This window comes from Streptomyces sp. NPDC001507, assembly GCF_042894765.1.
Taxonomy (GTDB): domain Bacteria; phylum Actinomycetota; class Actinomycetes; order Streptomycetales; family Streptomycetaceae; genus Streptomyces.
The window spans coordinates 63,663-78,581 of record NZ_JBIAVV010000011.1 but is presented as its reverse complement, the minus strand read 5'-3'; the positions used below and the strand labels follow the sequence as shown (position 1 = coordinate 78,581).

At 70.5% G+C, this 14,919-nt stretch carries 11 protein-coding genes and 3 pseudogenes; 6 read left to right on the top strand and 8 right to left on the bottom strand.

What is annotated here, in order from left to right:
* Positions 1 to 14 precede the first annotated feature (14 nt).
* Positions 15 to 389 carry an STAS domain-containing protein gene (locus ACFY0K_RS32420; RefSeq protein ID WP_390642797.1) on the top strand — a complete coding sequence of 125 codons (375 nt, stop codon included), beginning with the start codon at positions 15 to 17 and terminating at the stop codon, positions 387 to 389.
* A 66-nt stretch (positions 390 to 455) separates the two neighbouring features.
* Here ACFY0K_RS32420 and ACFY0K_RS32415 read toward each other — a convergent pair.
* Positions 456 to 530 (bottom strand): annotated as a pseudogene (locus ACFY0K_RS32415) (VapC toxin family PIN domain ribonuclease); the annotation flags it as partial.
* Positions 531 to 859: 329 nt separating this feature from the next.
* Between ACFY0K_RS32415 and ACFY0K_RS32410 the strand changes: the two are divergent.
* On the top strand, positions 860 to 1,390 hold the full coding sequence (locus ACFY0K_RS32410; RefSeq protein WP_390642796.1) for a SigE family RNA polymerase sigma factor: 531 nt from the start codon (positions 860 to 862) through the stop codon (positions 1,388 to 1,390).
* Positions 1,387 to 2,172: a hypothetical protein gene (locus ACFY0K_RS32405; RefSeq protein ID WP_390642795.1), complete on the top strand. Its 786-nt coding sequence runs from the start codon at positions 1,387 to 1,389 to the stop codon at positions 2,170 to 2,172. Before ACFY0K_RS32410 ends, ACFY0K_RS32405 begins: the two co-directional genes overlap by 4 nt.
* Here ACFY0K_RS32405 and ACFY0K_RS32400 read toward each other — a convergent pair.
* From ACFY0K_RS32400 to ACFY0K_RS32390, 3 genes and pseudogenes are all read right to left on the bottom strand, one after another.
* Positions 2,103 to 2,276: a hypothetical protein gene (locus tag ACFY0K_RS32400; protein ID WP_390642794.1), complete on the bottom strand. Its 174-nt coding sequence runs from the start codon at positions 2,274 to 2,276 to the stop codon at positions 2,103 to 2,105. The genes ACFY0K_RS32405 and ACFY0K_RS32400 overlap by 70 nt on opposite strands.
* A gap of 46 nt (positions 2,277 to 2,322) precedes the next feature.
* On the bottom strand, positions 2,323 to 4,056 hold the full coding sequence (locus ACFY0K_RS32395; protein WP_390642793.1) for an RICIN domain-containing protein: 1,734 nt from the start codon (positions 4,054 to 4,056) through the stop codon (positions 2,323 to 2,325).
* A 293-nt stretch (positions 4,057 to 4,349) separates the two neighbouring features.
* Positions 4,350 to 4,639, bottom strand: a pseudogene (locus tag ACFY0K_RS32390) (LysR substrate-binding domain-containing protein); the annotation flags it as partial.
* Between the two features lie 2 nt (positions 4,640 to 4,641).
* Between ACFY0K_RS32390 and ACFY0K_RS32385 the strand changes: the two are divergent.
* Positions 4,642 to 4,872: pseudogene (locus tag ACFY0K_RS32385) on the top strand (cation:dicarboxylate symporter family transporter); the annotation flags it as partial.
* Positions 4,873 to 5,331: 459 nt separating this feature from the next.
* Here ACFY0K_RS32385 and ACFY0K_RS32380 read toward each other — a convergent pair.
* The 4 genes from ACFY0K_RS32380 to ACFY0K_RS32365 form a co-directional block, all read right to left on the bottom strand.
* Entirely contained in the window at positions 5,332 to 6,900 is a 1,569-nt protein-coding gene (locus tag ACFY0K_RS32380; RefSeq protein ID WP_390642792.1) for a hypothetical protein, read from the bottom strand.
* Between the two features lie 291 nt (positions 6,901 to 7,191).
* Positions 7,192 to 8,022, bottom strand: coding sequence for an oxidoreductase (locus ACFY0K_RS32375; RefSeq protein WP_390642791.1), 831 nt, complete (start codon positions 8,020 to 8,022; stop codon positions 7,192 to 7,194).
* Positions 8,023 to 8,037: 15 nt separating this feature from the next.
* On the bottom strand, positions 8,038 to 8,916 hold the full coding sequence (locus ACFY0K_RS32370) for an NmrA family NAD(P)-binding protein (RefSeq protein ID WP_390642790.1): 879 nt from the start codon (positions 8,914 to 8,916) through the stop codon (positions 8,038 to 8,040).
* Positions 8,917 to 9,053: 137 nt separating this feature from the next.
* On the bottom strand, positions 9,054 to 10,376 hold the full coding sequence (locus ACFY0K_RS32365) for an MFS transporter (RefSeq protein ID WP_390642789.1): 1,323 nt from the start codon (positions 10,374 to 10,376) through the stop codon (positions 9,054 to 9,056).
* A 214-nt stretch (positions 10,377 to 10,590) separates the two neighbouring features.
* On the opposite strand from ACFY0K_RS32365, the gene ACFY0K_RS32360 reads away from it, so the two are divergent.
* Together ACFY0K_RS32360 and ACFY0K_RS32355 are read left to right on the top strand one after the other, a co-directional pair.
* The gene (locus ACFY0K_RS32360; RefSeq protein ID WP_390642788.1) at positions 10,591 to 11,217 is read left to right on the top strand and encodes a TetR/AcrR family transcriptional regulator; all 627 of its coding nucleotides are present in this window, start codon (positions 10,591 to 10,593) and stop codon (positions 11,215 to 11,217) included.
* A 396-nt stretch (positions 11,218 to 11,613) separates the two neighbouring features.
* Positions 11,614 to 14,679: an FG-GAP-like repeat-containing protein gene (locus ACFY0K_RS32355; protein ID WP_390642787.1), complete on the top strand. Its 3,066-nt coding sequence runs from the start codon at positions 11,614 to 11,616 to the stop codon at positions 14,677 to 14,679.
* Positions 14,680 to 14,919: the final 240 nt, after the last annotated feature.

Below are 14,919 nucleotides of genomic sequence, written 5' to 3'. Positions count from 1 at the left end.
GCATACTCACCGGCATGAGTTCCGCGAACGGCGGCGAAAGCCGGCCGGACCCGACCACGTCGCACGCGGCGTCGCTGCCTCACCTGACCCAGCACGAGCAGGACGGCGCCTGGGTGGTGGCCGTTCACGGCGCCTTCGACGCCAACTCCGCCCCCCTCCTCGCCGCAGCCCTGCAGGACGCGGCCACCACCCACACGACGGTCGTCGTGGACGCGGCCGGGGTGACCTTTGCCGATTCCACCGTCCTGACCGTGCTGCTGAACTTCCACCACGGCCACCGCCTGCGCCTGGTCAGGCCCGCGCACCAGCTTCAGCGGGTCCTGGAACTGACCGGAGCGGACAAGGTTCTGGACATCCGACCGACGGTGCAGGACGCGATCGTTCCCTGAGGTGAGGCCCGAGCACTGCCGGGCGTACCGCGACCACCACCTCCCCTTGCGGTGACTCGACCGGTGACCGGTGACGGCGGCGATGCACTCGAAGTCCCGGTCACGGTACAGGAGCGTCAACCCCTGCAATTCAGCCGTTGCGGGTGCCGTGCGCCGGTCGCCGGGAAAACAGCGTCGGGGCCGGCAACCTTCTCGTCCTCTGCGGCAACTGGGGGCCGGAAGGCCGAGTCGAACTACCGGATGGACGGGCATGAGGGCAACGAAGCACGCCGCGCCGCAACCGTGGCGCGGGCGCGGACTGGTCACGGGCAATCCCCTGGCGCTGCTGTTCACCGGTCGGCCTTCACCGTCCCGCAACCGAGCACGACCGCTGTTCGAATCCCGGGCCGGACACTGTTAGGCTGCGCCCCCCGTTGTTGTTAAACGTGCAACCAACGCGCACATCATTGCCAGGAGAGGGCGGCCGGGGGATGGTCCTCGATGACGCGTCCGCGGAGTTCCACGAGTTCTTCGAACGCCACTATGCCGAACTCGCCCGTCTGGCACACCTCCTGACCGGGGAGACCGACGCGGCGGACGACCTCGCGGCGGATGCCCTGGTCGCCCTGTGGCAGCGCTGGGACCGATTCCGGCAGGCCGACCACCCGCTCGCCTACGCCCGCGGTGTGGTGGCCAACCTGGCGCGGGGACGGATCCGCAGCACGGTGCGGGAGCGACGTCGGATCACGCTGTTCTGGTCCCGCAGCCCCGAGAAGGTGGAGGGGCCGGACATGGCGGCCGTGCTGGACGTCCGCGCGGCGCTCGCCGGGCTGCCGTTCCGCAAGCGCGCCTGCGTGGTGCTGCGGCACGCCTTCGACCTGTCCGAGAAGGACACGGCGGCGGCGCTGGGCATCTCGGTCGGCACGGTGAAGAGCCAGACCTCGAAGGGAATGGCCGAGCTGGAAAGGATACTGGGCGCACGAGCGGCCGGGGACCTGGTGGCAGGGAGGAGGAACCGGTGAACGAGGAGATCGACCGTCGGCTGCGCGAGGCCGCCGAGGCTCACCGGCCCGACCGCGCGAGGATGCTGGCCCGGGTGCAACGCGGCATGGCCGGCCCCGCCGTCCGTCATCGCGCGCGGCCGTTCGCGAGGTCCTGGATCAGGGTCGCGCTCGCCGGGCTCGCCGCCACCGGCATCCTGGCGACCGGCGGCCTCGCCGTCGCCGCCATCGTCGCCACCTCGTCGCCGTCGCCCACCGTGACCACGCCTGCCGCCCCGTCCCCGACCGTCAGCTCCCCGCACCCGACATCGGCCCGCCCCACCCCTGTCGCGCCGGCCCCGGTGAACACCCCGGGCAGCCCACGCCCGACTCCGCCGACCGCCAGTCCGTCACCGTCCGCCGGCGAGAGCCGGAACGGACCGTTGTGGTCGGCCGGCTCGGTGGATCCGCAGAGCACCGTCTACTGGACGCAGAGCAACCTCGTCCTCAAGACGACGCAACCGCTCACCTCGCTCACGATCGAGATGCGGATCGTGCAGACCGGCGGGGTGAAGAACACCGGCACCTGGCAGACCCTGCCGAGTGATGACTTCGCCGTCACCACCCAGGAGGCCGGCGGCACCCTGGTCTACCGCTGGGTCCTCAAGCCGGGCCTGACGGTGCCGGCCGGGAGCCATGAGTTCGCCGCCCAGTTCAACAACGGCGCCGTCGGACGCAGTGCCGCGGACGACGGCTACCGCGTCGACGCGCAGGGTTCGGGCGGCTCCGCGTCGGTCCGGGGAGGATTCGTCCCGACCCGGTGAAGGCCGGTGTGCGGGGTCCAGTCGGCCGGCCCGGCGTCGGTCCCGCCGGCGTAGGTGGCCTCCATGGCGGGCGGCAGGTCGCCGTGGAACCGGGTGGGGAGCAAAATGCGCCCCCATCGAAGAGATGGGGGCGCATTTCGTCGGCTTCACCTACTTGAGTGCTGTACCGCCCGAGTTGTGGTACGCGATCGTCTTGTTGATCAGGTTTCCGCCGTCGGTCTCGACCGTGGTCTGTTCCTGCTGTCCCGGACCGAAGAGCAGGCCGGCGACATGGGCGTTCGCGACCTGGTCCATGTGCCCGAGGAACCAGTCCACCTTGTCGTCCTTGTAATGGTTGAGGGTGTTGTTCTGCGCCATGTTGCCCACGGGGATCTGCCACAGGACCACCGGCTTGCCCACGGACTCGGCCATCGTCTTGTAGAACTGCAGCGCTGCGGCGGCCTTCTGGTCGGTCCAGAAGTGGTCACTGCCGCCGTGGGCGGGCTGTGCGTACCAGCCCGCGTCGCGGTCCGACACGTCGGTGACCAGGAAGTCGGCGTTCTGCGCTCCGAGGTTCGCGTAGTCCTTGACGCATGCCTGAGTGTCGGTCTGCCAGTCGAAGCAGGAAAGGTGCAGCCCCACGGCGGTGTTCGGCGCGTACTTGTGCCCCATCGAGATCAGGCAGCGGGCGAGTCCGGCGGCGCTGTTCTCCTGCGATCCGCAGTCCGTCGGATTCGAGGCCGTGACCTGTGCGGGAACCTGGTGCGGATTGCCGAGCGACCGGACGTAGCCCCAGAAGTCGGGCTCGAGGTCGATCGCGTCGTGCGACGTGCCGATCTTCTGGAGGAAGAAGCGGTAGTCGTTCAGGTACCGGGTGAGCAGGTCGGTCCTGTTGATGGCCTTGACCTCGCCCGGACCGTCGCCCTGACCTGCCGCGTCCCCGAGGTCGCGCAACGAGTACCAGGTCCAGAGCATCTTCTGCGGACGCGCGCTGCCCTTGTACGTCGCCTGGGCCGCCACGCTGTCCCGCCAGGTCACGTAAGTGCCGGGCGCCGTGGTGCTGCCGTTCCAGCAACCCCACCAGCCCGACCAGTCGTCGTGGCAGCGCGCTGCCGAGTAGTAGTCCGACGAGGGCGCGGGCTGGCTGTGCACATAGGCGTACCGCACGTCGAACGGCGCGGCGGCAGCCGAGGCGTCGGACATCGAGCCGCCGATGAGCACCGTGCTGCTGCCCATGAAACGTGTCGTCTTGCCGCCGCCACCGGCCACGGGAGACGGCGTCGACGACGGCGTGGACGACGGGTGCGAGCTGCTCGGAGCCGGGCTGGTGGGAACGCTGCCGCTCGGCGCGGTGGGCGTACCGGAGCCGCCGACGCTCCCGGCCGGGACGAGTTTCCACTGCTGGTCGGCGCCGCCCCGGTCGCGGTTCTGGACGACACCGCTCCCGTCGGCCTTGGCGGCGTTGTGGACATCGACGGCCATGCCGCTGAAGCGATTGACCAAACGCACGTAGCCGTCGGGCGACTTGGCCAGTTTGAACTGCTGGTTGGTGCCGTTCAGGTCTTTCCACTGCACGAGGGCGGAGCCGGCGGTCTTCGACCAGCCGAGGTCGTCCAGCACCTTGCCGGAGTTCCGGTTCTGCAGCCGGTAGTACCCGTCACCCGCGTCGATGAAGCGCCACTGCTGGTTGGGGCCGCCATGACGGCTCCACTGCACCACCGCGGCGCCGTCGTTCTTGGCGGAGGCGCGATCGTCCAGCACCTTGCCGCTGTTGCGGTTGACCAGCACGTACCACTTCTTCAGATCCAGGGTCTTTGGCTGCGCCGAAGCCTGGCTGACCACGACAGCCGAGCCGGCCACGACCACCGTGACGAGGCCCGCCCAGAAACCTCGACGCGCGAGCAACCGACGGCCACGATGCTTCGGGCGACCACCGCGGGCGCCGCCGTCGGCACGGTGGCCGCCGACGCGGGACGCCACCGATGACGTGGGCGGGCCGGGGACATGTCTGTGTTCTCGTTCCAGGGACATGCCTGTGCTCTCTTTCAGCCGTTGCATCTGACCGGACCACTTGGCCGGACAACGCTGAGTGGTCCGGGAGGCCGAAAAGGTTGCCGCGAAGAGCCACGGAATTTTTTTCGCCCTGACCGCTTCCTGTTCGCTGCTCACCGCGTACCACCGGTGAGCGTGGTTCGGTGTCAGAGGGTTCGGGCCGCGGCGGCGTCGCGGAGGAGCCGGGCGAAGGTGAGGGCGGCGGGGGTGAGCGAGTGGTCGGCCATGCGAACCAGGAGGATGCGGCGGACGGATACCGGCGGCGACCATGGCCTGGGCCTCCTGGTAGTCGTGGGCCTCGTAGGCGACGTGGGGCTCGAAGCCCTCGTGCGCGGCAGCCGCGCACGAGGGCTTCGGCCACCGGGTGATGGTCGGCGCGGGTGACCCAGGGGTCGTGTGCGAAGTCGGCGAGTGAGGCGGCGTCACGGCCGGCGAGCGCCGTCCGCCGGCGCCGACCTCAAACCGCTCGGCGACGGCTTCATCGCGCTGGTGAAGATGTTCATCGCGCCGATCACCTTCTGCACGGTCGTCCACGGCATCGCCTCCATGGGCAACGCCCGCGCGGCCGGCCGCGTGAGCCTGAAGGCCCTGGTCTACTTCGAGGCGCTGACCACCGTGGCCATGGTGATCGGCCTGGTCGTCGTCAACGTCGTCACGCCGGGCAGCGCACCCGACACCGGATCACGCGGCGCGGATGCCGCGGAGTCGGCGGCGGCTGCCGGAAGGGCCAGTACGGCTGTCAGCAGCGCACCGGCTGTCAGGGCAGGCAGAACAGCGCGAAGTCTCACTCGATGATTCCCCCCGAAATATGCGAATGCCCGTACCGCCCACGCCATTTCAGCGCCGACCGCAGAGCGCCACGGGTCGGCCGATCGTAGAGCCGACCTCCGACGCGACCGCGCTCAGGGCCCGGGCGAAGAGCCCAGGACTCCTCCGGCCGGGAGACCCCTGCGCAGGCGCAGCCGGCGCATGAAATGGACGGTGCCGTCGATCCGGACGATCGACGCTCTGCCACGCATCCGGCACGCGACGACTGATCACGATGGACAGCAAGAAGGCCCAGGTCACTGACCTGGGCCTTCTCCATGGCTCGGGTGACGCCGTCGGACCAGCGAGGAAGCAACGCCCTCAGCCTATGGCGTACGCCCGGTACACCGTCTCCACCGAGCTGTCTCCGGCGGAGTCCGTCACCTCGGAGCGCAGGGCGACGGCGCCGGAGGCCGGGTTGTGGACGGACGCCTGCCAGGCGGATCCGGAGCGCTTGACAGTCGCCGCCTTCCAGGTCTTGCCGCCGTCGGCGGACGACCAGACCCGGACGGACTTGGCGGTCACCTTGGTGAGCTTGATGTCGGGGCCCTGGGAGGCACGCCCGGCACTCACGTCGACCGTCGTGGTGCTGTTCGGCGCGGCCTGGTTGTGGCTGTTCAGTCCGGTGGGCAGAAAGCGGGTCAGGAAGACGGGAGCGACGATCGCCTTGGCCGGGTCGGACACCTTGAAGTGCCAGTCGAGGGTCGCCCGCGGCGACAGCATGCCGGCCGGGAAGGTGATGCCCGGGCGGTAGCGGTGGGCGTCGACGGCCAGGCGATACCAGCCGGCCGAGCGGACAGGGGCATCGAACTCGGCGGGTCCGGTGCGCCAGTCGGTCAGAGTCTGCTTCTTGACGGTGGTGCTGCCCTTGGACAGGACCACCGTCTCCTTCGTTACGTCCCCCCAGTCGCCGCCGATGTCGAGGTCGCCGATCAGGGCGTCCGGAGAGAAGGTGACGGACTTCTGCCCGAGCAGCGGCAGATTGCGCATGGGGCCCCATGCAGCCCGGCCGAAGGACTGGGTGAAGCTCTGCCCCGCCTTCAGAGTCCTGAGCTTCGGAAAGCCGCCGCTGACGTCGTCGCCGTTGCTGCCGAAGATGTCGTCGCGCGGCTGCCAGGTTCCGGGAGTCAGATGGACGGTGGCGCTGTACGGGGCGTTGTCGTCGCGCACCTGGGCCATCAGGTCGGTCGTGCAGTCATCGGTCTTCGGCGCCGCCTGGAGCGCGGTGTCGACCTGAGTACCCATCTGCGTTCCGGCGCGCACCGAGAAGCGCATGGTCGCAAGCCCCGACCGCTTGAACGAGCCGCCGGGCGCCGCCGGGATGCCCGTGGTCTTCTTCACGGCGACATAGCTGTCGTTGCCGGACCACTGCGCGAGGTACCCGAACTGCAGGAGCTTGGAGGAGTTCGGGATGGCGTAGAGGGCTCCCTCGTCGTTCCAGCCACCGGCGCTGAAGGCGGAGGGCATGTCCATGTTGGCGGCACACACCTGCGCGCTGATTCGTGGCGGCCCGGTCACGTCGGCAGGCGTGTCGAGTGACACCTTGACGGGCTTGCCCTTGCGCGCGTCGAGCGTCACCGACTTGCTGCCCGACACCGTCACGACCTGCGCGCCGATGGTGTCGGTGCCCAGACCGTCGGCAGTGCTCTCGTATATGTCGGTCATCGCGAGGTAGCGCCCCGACGGCAGGCTGATCCGCTTGCCTGACTTGACTGTGTACGTCTGACCGGACGGCACGGCGACCACAGTGACGGTCGTCGAGACCTTGGCGCCGTGCCGCCCCAGCGTGGTGACCGTCAGCGAGCCGGACGCCGCCTGCGCTGCGGCGGCCGAAGCGAGCAGAGGTACCAGCGCGGCTACCCCGACGAAAGCAAGCGATCTTCGTGCCACTGTCAACAACTCCCCCTCAGACCAACACCTTTGGCCATCATAGGATCACCACGCAGACGGCAGTTCACGTCAGGAGACGCACCTGATCAAGGTGTGACAAAGAAAGTCACGTGGCCCCTGCCCCGAGGTGAGGCCCTCATGACGTGAGCGGCATCAGGACCCGCGCGCCGCCCAGGCTCGGCGGCGTGCAGGGAAACCGGGGGAAAGAGCCGCAGCTGCAGTATTTCGGGTACTCGCCGTCGGTCCGCTGTTCCCAACGACTCGTCCTCGGCGCTCTCTTGGGCACAGAACCTATTCGTGGTCGGTGGAGAGGGCGATGTGCCGGGCGGCGTCCATGTCCTTGCGGAAGGTGTCCAGCTTGGCGTCGAAGGCTTGCAGGGTGTCGGCTCCGAGCGGGAGGCGCAGGGGCGGCTCGGGTGCGGCGGCCATCTCGACAATCGCGCGCGCGGCCTTGGCGGGGTCGCCGGGCTGGGCGTGGTGCAGGCTCGCGACGGCGGTGCGCATCGCGCCGACGGTGGGCGCGTAGTCGTCGATGGTGTCGGGGCCGGCGTGCAGGTTGGCGGGATCGAGGAAGTCGGTGCGGAAGAAGCCCGGTTCCACGAGGGTCACGTGGATGCCCAGCGGCGCGAGTTCGGTGTGGAGGGTCTCGGTGAAGCCTTCGACGGCGAACTTCGTGGAGGCGTAGATGCCCCAGCCCGGCGCGGTGGCGAAGCCCACGATGGAGCTGATGTTGATCACGTGGCCCGACCGCTGACGGCGCAGTACCGGCAGTACGGTGCGCTGGACGGCGAGCGGGCCGAACACGTTGGTCTCGTACACCGCACGCACCGCGGCGTCGTCGGACTCCTCGACGGCGGCAAGCAGTCCGGTGCCGGCGTTGTTGACCAGGACGTCGATCCGCCCGAACCGTTCGACCGCCGCGTCGACGGCCGCCTGGATGCTCTGCGGGTCGGTCACGTCCAGCGCCACGGCGAGCAGCGCGTCGCCGGCGTCGGGGAACTGCTCGCGGACGGTGTCGGGCTTCCTGGCGGTGGCGACCACGTGGTGGCCGGCCGCGAGGGCGGCACGGGTGATCTCCAGGCCGAAGCCCCGGGACGAGCCGGTGACGAACCAGATGCTCATTGTCTTCTCCGGTGTTCAGATGGTGGTGGGCAGGTCGAAGGCCGCGCGGTTCTGCGCGATGAAGGTCTCGACGTCGAGGGGGTCGCTGCCGCCGATCGTCTTCACCAGCTCGTTGGTGCCGGCGAAGACGCCGTTGCGGTAGTCGACGGCCACGGCGAGCAGGTGCTGGATCAGGTGGTCCGGCGCGCCGCGCCCGCGCAGGATGGCGGCGAACTTGTCGAGTTCGATGGGCACGTAGGTGACCTTCCGGTCCAGCGCGTGCGACATCTTCTCGGCGATCTCGTAGTGGTCGAGCTCCTCGGCTCCGTAGAGCGGGTAGATCTGGCCGGCGTGCGGGGCGGGGTCCTCCAGGATGGCCGCGATCACTTTCGCCTGGTCGCTCTCGGCGATCGGGGCGTGGCGTCCGTCGGCGAACGGCAGGCGCAGTTCGCCGGTTCCGTCGGCCCAGGTGTCGATCAGCCACTGGGCGAAGAAGGTCGGGCGGAGGTGGGTGACCGGGACCGGGGCGTGGTCCAGGACGCGTTCGGCGACCCAGTGCCGGCGGGCCGCGTTGCTGGCGGTATGGCGGCGGGCGGAGACCTGGGACATGTTCACGATCGCCTGGACCCCGTTCTCCTCCGCCGCCTGCGCCACGTTCGCGGTGGCGTCCACCAGGCCGGGGCGGATCGGATAGGTGAAGTAGAGGGCGTCGATCCCCTTCGTCGCCGCGGCCAGGGAGTCCAGGTCGAGGACGTCGCCTTCCACGACGTCCGCCCCGAGGGCGGCGAGCCGCTCGGCACGCCCGTCGAGGCCGCGGACGAGCGCGCGGACGTGGTGTCCGTGCTGGAGGAGGAGTTCGGTGGTGTGGCGGCCGGTCTTGCCGGTGGCCCCGATCACGAGGAGGTGCCGTTCCATGCGGGTGATCTCCGTTTCTTGGGAGGGAGCTGGTGGAAGCTCCAGCGTCAGTCCTGCGCGCGGGTGCCGCAGAAGATGAGTGAGGCGGTGCGATGCCCGCCCGGCACAGGGCGGTGGTTGCGCGCCCGGCCCTGTGGTCAGGGGGTGCGGCGGGGCCGGAGGGCGAGCAGCGCGGTGGCCGCGGCGATCCCGGCACCGGCCTGGACCCACCAGGCGTGGTCGAAGCCGGTGGTCGTGGCCTGGGGGGTGAGGGCGACGAGCAGGGCCACGCCCACGGCACTGCCGATCTGCCGGCTCATGCTGAGTACGGCGCTGCCGGTGGTGGCGCGTTCGGAGGCGAGGGTGCCTGCGGCGGCGAACAGCGGTGCCTGGGCCAGACCGCCGGCCAGGCCGACCAGGATCAGGCCCGGGAACATGCCGCCCCAGTAGTCCGGGGCGGTGTGCACGGCCGCCAGCCAGTACCCGGCGGCGAGCGCCATGGCCAGCGTGCCGGTCACAGCGGGGGCGGTACGTCCGAAGCGGCGCTGGAGGGGGCCGGCGTTCATCGCGAAGGCGATCGAGGCCAGGGGGGCCGGGGCGATGGAGACGCCCGCGCGCAGCGGGCTGAAGTGCCAGACCTCCTGCATGAACAGGGCGGTGCTGAGCAGGACGATGGCGAAGCCGGCGGAGAACAGGAACAGGGCCAGGGTGGCGATGGTGAACGGCCTGCCGGCGAACAGCTGCTTCTCGATCACCGGCGCCTTGGCGCGCAGGGTCCGCTCGACGGTCGCGGCCCCGGCCAGGGCGGCCGCGACGAACAGGGCCAGGGTCCGGAGGTCGGTCCAGCCCCACCCGGGTCCCTGGACGGTGGCGAGCACCAGGAGGCTCACGGCCAGCAGCAGTGCGAGGGCGGAGACCGGGTCCGGCAGGGCGGCGCCCTGGGGCCGGCGCACCTCGGGCAGCAGCAGTGCGCCGGCGACGAGAGTGGCGATGCCGACGGGAACGTTGATCAGGAAGATCCACCGCCAGTCGAGGGTGACGAGGAGACCACCGACGGGCGGGCCCGCCGAGGCCGCGATCGCGCCCACGCCCGCCCACAGGCCGACCACCAGGGTGTGCCGGCGTTCGGGGAAGCTCGGGTAGAGCAGGCCGAGCGAGGTCGGCACGATCATCGCCGCGCCGACGGCCTGGAAGGCGCGGGCGGCGACCAGTACGCCGAGACTGGGTGCGGCGGCCGCGACGGCGGAGGTGAGGGTGAACAGCGCCACTCCGGACAGCAGCATCTTCCGTCGCCCCCACTGGTCCGCCATGCGGCCCGCGGGCACCAGCACGGCCGCGAAGACGACCGCGTAGGCCGACAGCACCCACGACACGCTCGCGACGCCCGCGCCCGGAAACGACCGGCCGATCCCGTCGAGGGCGACGTTGACGACGAAGAAGTCGAGCTGCGCCATGAAGGCGACGGCGCCCAGCACCGCCATGATGCTCCAGCGGCGCGGGTGACCCCCGTCGGTGACAGCCGGAGCCGCACCGGCGGGCCTTGTCGGTGTCGCGGCTGCCTGTAGTGAAGCCTGTGTGGACATGAGGTCCGCCCCTCGCACGAAAATGGGCTTGCCAGCCCTTTTTTGGGCTCGACCTGATGAGACACCCAGAAAAAGAGGCTGTCAAGCCCATTTTGATGCTAAGGTCATCCGCATGACCGCAAGCAGCGAAGTGCCGGCTCGGAAGCTGACCCCCAAGGGTCTGGCCACGCGCGAGCGCATCATCGCGGCAGCAGCGGAACTGATCTACGAAAACGGCGCCCAGAACACCAACAACGAGCAGATCCGCGAGGCCGCCGGAGTCAGCGGCTCACAGCTCACGCGCCACTTCCCCACCAAAGAGGCCCTGGTCCGCGCGGTGCTCGCCTGGCAGGCCGACAACATCGTCGCCCGCCACCAGGCGCCGGAGCTGGGCGAGCTGGACAGTTTCGCCGCCCTCCATCAGTGGGCCGACTCCTATATCGCCTCGCAGGACATGCTGCGCGGCGGCTGCACGTTCGGCTCCCTGGCCGCCGAAGTAGTCAAGGCCGAACCCTCCCACCGGGACGCGGTGGCCGACGGCTTCGAACGGTGGCAGGCGCTGTTCAGGCGCGGCTTGAGCAAGATGCGCGAGCGCGGCGAACTGCGGCCGGAAGCCGACCCGGCCGCGCTCGCCCACCTGCTCACCGCCGCATTCCAGGGCGGAGCCCTCCTGGACCAGGCGGCCGAGGACAGCACCCCGCTACGCGACGCACTGTACGGCGCCCTGGCCTACATCGAATCCTTCGCCGTACAGGGCTGAACGGCGCGGCATTGCCGGACACTCGGCGGCAACCGATGAGAGAGCACGCAGCCCGGCGGGGACCGCAGAGGCTTCCCGTCCTTTCGGACACACCGAGGTCAGGGAAACCCGGACGGGGAGAGGGCGGCGCTGCCGACGGTGCCACCGCGCATGGGCCTTGTGCGGAGGCCGGCTGTCGAAGTGACGTTGCTGCTGCACACGAGTGGTCCCGGCTGGGGCATCACGGAGGTGTCGTCGGGGAACGAAGCGGCGCCGCTGCACGAAGGGTTACGTGGCGTACTCCAGGGCGACGTGGAGCCGACGTGTTCCCGGTCTTCCCCGACCGCAACCTTGTGGCCCGTTGGCGAGTCCTGATCATGCAAGTGTCCTCGCTTTTCACCCCCGTGGAGGAACCAAGTGGGCAGACGTGCCCTCATCCATGGCGGTCTGGCCGTCGCCACCTCGCTGACCCTGGCCATGAGCCTCGGCCCGCTGACAGCCGAGGTCCATGCGGCCGACGCCTCCGAGGTGGTCATCCCGGCGCAGACATCCCTGCTGCCGCGGACCGCGCTGTTCAGCGCCGGACCCTCGGGGTTCCTGCGCCATGAACCCGGCCGTGGCCGTGTGTGGACCACCTACACGGGCGCGGACACGGTGGTGGACGCGTCGGCCGACGAGGTCTGGGGCATGCCGGAGTTCGGCGCCGGCTCGGACGTGGTCGCCCGCTACGCCGGCAGCACACGGACCGTGACGCTGCGGGACATGGGGGCCGGGGGCGCGGTCACGACGCTCACGCTCCCCGAGGGCCACACCTACCAGGGAACGCTCGGGCGGACCGTCGTCACGACCGCCTGGACGGCCGACCGGCTCACCTGGCACCTGCTCGACCTCCAGGACGACGGCACGGTGGGCGACCGCGCGGTGTCCGGCGTCCCGGCCGACGTCTCCTCGGTGAGCACCGGCGACTCGCCCGTGGCCGACACCCACGGCACGGTCGTGCAGTACTGGACGGGCAGCAGGACCCACAGCGGCTGGATAGACGCCGACAAGGGCACGTTCGTCGAGCTGCCGTACAACCCGACCGTCACCACGACCGGGCGGGTGGTCCTCACCCCCACGCACCTGGTGGCGTGGGACGGCGTCGACACCGTCTCCGTCTACTCCCGCGCCGACCTGACCACGGCCGTCCGTACCGTGCCGCTTGAGAACGACAACGCGACCCATCTGCTGGGCATGGTCGGCGACCAGCTCCTGGTCTCCCGCTACGACTCCTCGCTGGGCGCCAAGGACGGCAGTCTGCCCGTCTGGCGGGTCGACGCGCTCGCCCCCGACGGCTCGACGACCAGGACCGTGCTGGCCCGCTCGGAGAGCCTCGCCCTCGCCGTCCCCACCCCCGACGGCGGGCTCCTCGTGCCCGGCGGCGGAGCCGACACCGCCGACTTCGGGGTGAACCTGGTCCGCGCGGGCACCGACGGCACCCCCGTCGCCGAGAAGGTCGCCTCCTCCGTGCTGAACCCGGTGGCCGACCCGGTACCCGAACTCACCCTGGACAACGGCCGGTTGACGGTGACGGAACAGCACCGCGAGACCGGCCGCACCTCCATGTACAGCCGGACGACCGGCGCCACCGGTGACACCCTCACCGTCGGCCCCCGCACCTCCCACGGCCTCGTCACCGCCTCCGCGCCCAACCTCGTGGGCACCGGGGACGGTCGTACGGTCGTCTGGAACTCGTACCTCTCGGGCGACGACCGCGTCCCCCGGGTCGTCCAGCCGGCGGGCACCCTGCCCGGTACGGCGATCGACCCGCAGCACAGCTATGTACGGGTGTGGGACGCCAAGGGCCGGCACGTCGCGATGGCCACCGAGTACACGGAGTCGGCCGGTTCGCAGACGCGGGTGGTCGACCTCGACACCGGCTCCACGGTGCTCACCTCGGCTACGCACGGCAAGGCGCTGTGGGGCACCACCCTGTGGGTGGCGGACGGCAACGACAGCGCCGCGCCGGTCGACGTCCGCACCGGCAAGCGCGGCGAATCGGTGTGGTTCGGCCGGAACTGCCTGCTGGAGGACCTCCAGGCCGTGGGACGCCTGCTGCTGTGGTCGTGCGTCGGCTCGGGCGAGAGCCAGGGCGTCTACGACACCGTCACCCGGACGAAGACCACCCTCACGCAGGGCGCCTGGGAGACCGCCAAGCTCGGCGACGGCTTCGTCGTCACCAGCGCCGGCGGCGAGCTGAAGGTGACCGACGTCCGCGGTGCCACACCGGTGACGCACTCGGTGGCCACCCTCTCGGGCGGGCAGCCCTGGGACGTCGACCCGTACACCGGCCTGATCGCGTACGTCGACGCCGGGGCGAACACCCATGTGGTGCCCAGCGGCGTCCCCGTCTCGGCACTGTCGCAGCTCGACTCCGCCGTCGCGGGTTCGGCCGACGTCAAGAGCGCGGCCTGGAAGCCGCGTTGGTGGCTGTCGAAGCAGGTCGCGTCCTGGACGCTCACCCTCAAGAACAAGGCAACCGGTACGACCGTCCGCACCCTCTCCGGCGGTACGGCACCGGGCGCGCTCCAGACCTCCTGGAACGGCAAGGACACGGCCGGCAGGCTCGTCGCCGACGGCGCCTACGCCTGGACGCTCACCGCCACCCCGGCCGACGGCCAGGGCGCGGCCCTCACCAGGACCGGCACGCTCAAGGTCACCGGCGCGACCCCGGTCCGACGGGACTTCGCCACCGCGGACGGCTTCGGCGAGGTGCTCACCCTCGACGGCTCGGGCGCGCTGACGTACCAGTACGGCACCGGCACCGGGACGCTGACCGCCAAGAAGACGGGCTCCGGCTGGCCGACGAGCGCGAAGTTCGTGCCGTACGGCGACCTCGACGGCGACCGGTGCAACGACGTCCTCGTGCGCTACGCCGGCGGTGCGCTGCGCGCCTACCGGCCCGCGTGCGGGGCGGCGGTGACCCCGTCGACGGCCTACACCTCGCTGGGCACCAGCGGCTGGACGCAGTACGACGTACTGACCTCGCCCGGCGACGTCACCGGTGACGGCCGTGCGGACCTGATCGCCCGCCAGGCTTCCACCGGAGACATCTACCTCTACAAGGCGACGAGCGCGGGCAAGCTGTCGGCGCGGACGAAGATCGCCTCCAAGTGGACGGGCTACAAGAAGATCGTGGGTGCCGGCGACCTCGACGGCGACGGCCACGGCGACCTGCTGGCGCAGGACAAGTCGAACGGGCTGTGGCGCTACGACGGCACCGCGACGGGCAGGTTCAAGAGCCGGGTGAAGGTCTTCAACGACTGGGGGGCCTCGTACAACGTCATCGTCGGCGTGGGCGACATCACCGGCGACGGCAGGGCCGACCTCGTCTCCCGCGACACCTCCGGTGCCCTCTACCGCAACAACGGCAACGGCAAGGGCTCCTTCGGCGGCCGCACCAAACTCGCCACCGGCTGGCAGAGCTACAAGGGCGTGTCCTGACTCACGCCCCACGCCCTCTTTCTCGAGGCGTCCCGGGGCGCGGAGTCGACAAGAAATCCGGCCAGCAAGACGCCCCAGGTCACTGGCCTGGGGCTGCGAAAAGAGCGGGTGGTACAGGCACGCCAAGGGCACGGCGCCGGGCGGGAGACGGGGAACGCGTCTGCGTTGTCGCTTCCACGCGCCGGTCGCCTGGGCGCCTGCGGCTCCCGAACGGTGCGCCGTCGATGCGCATCGAACCGG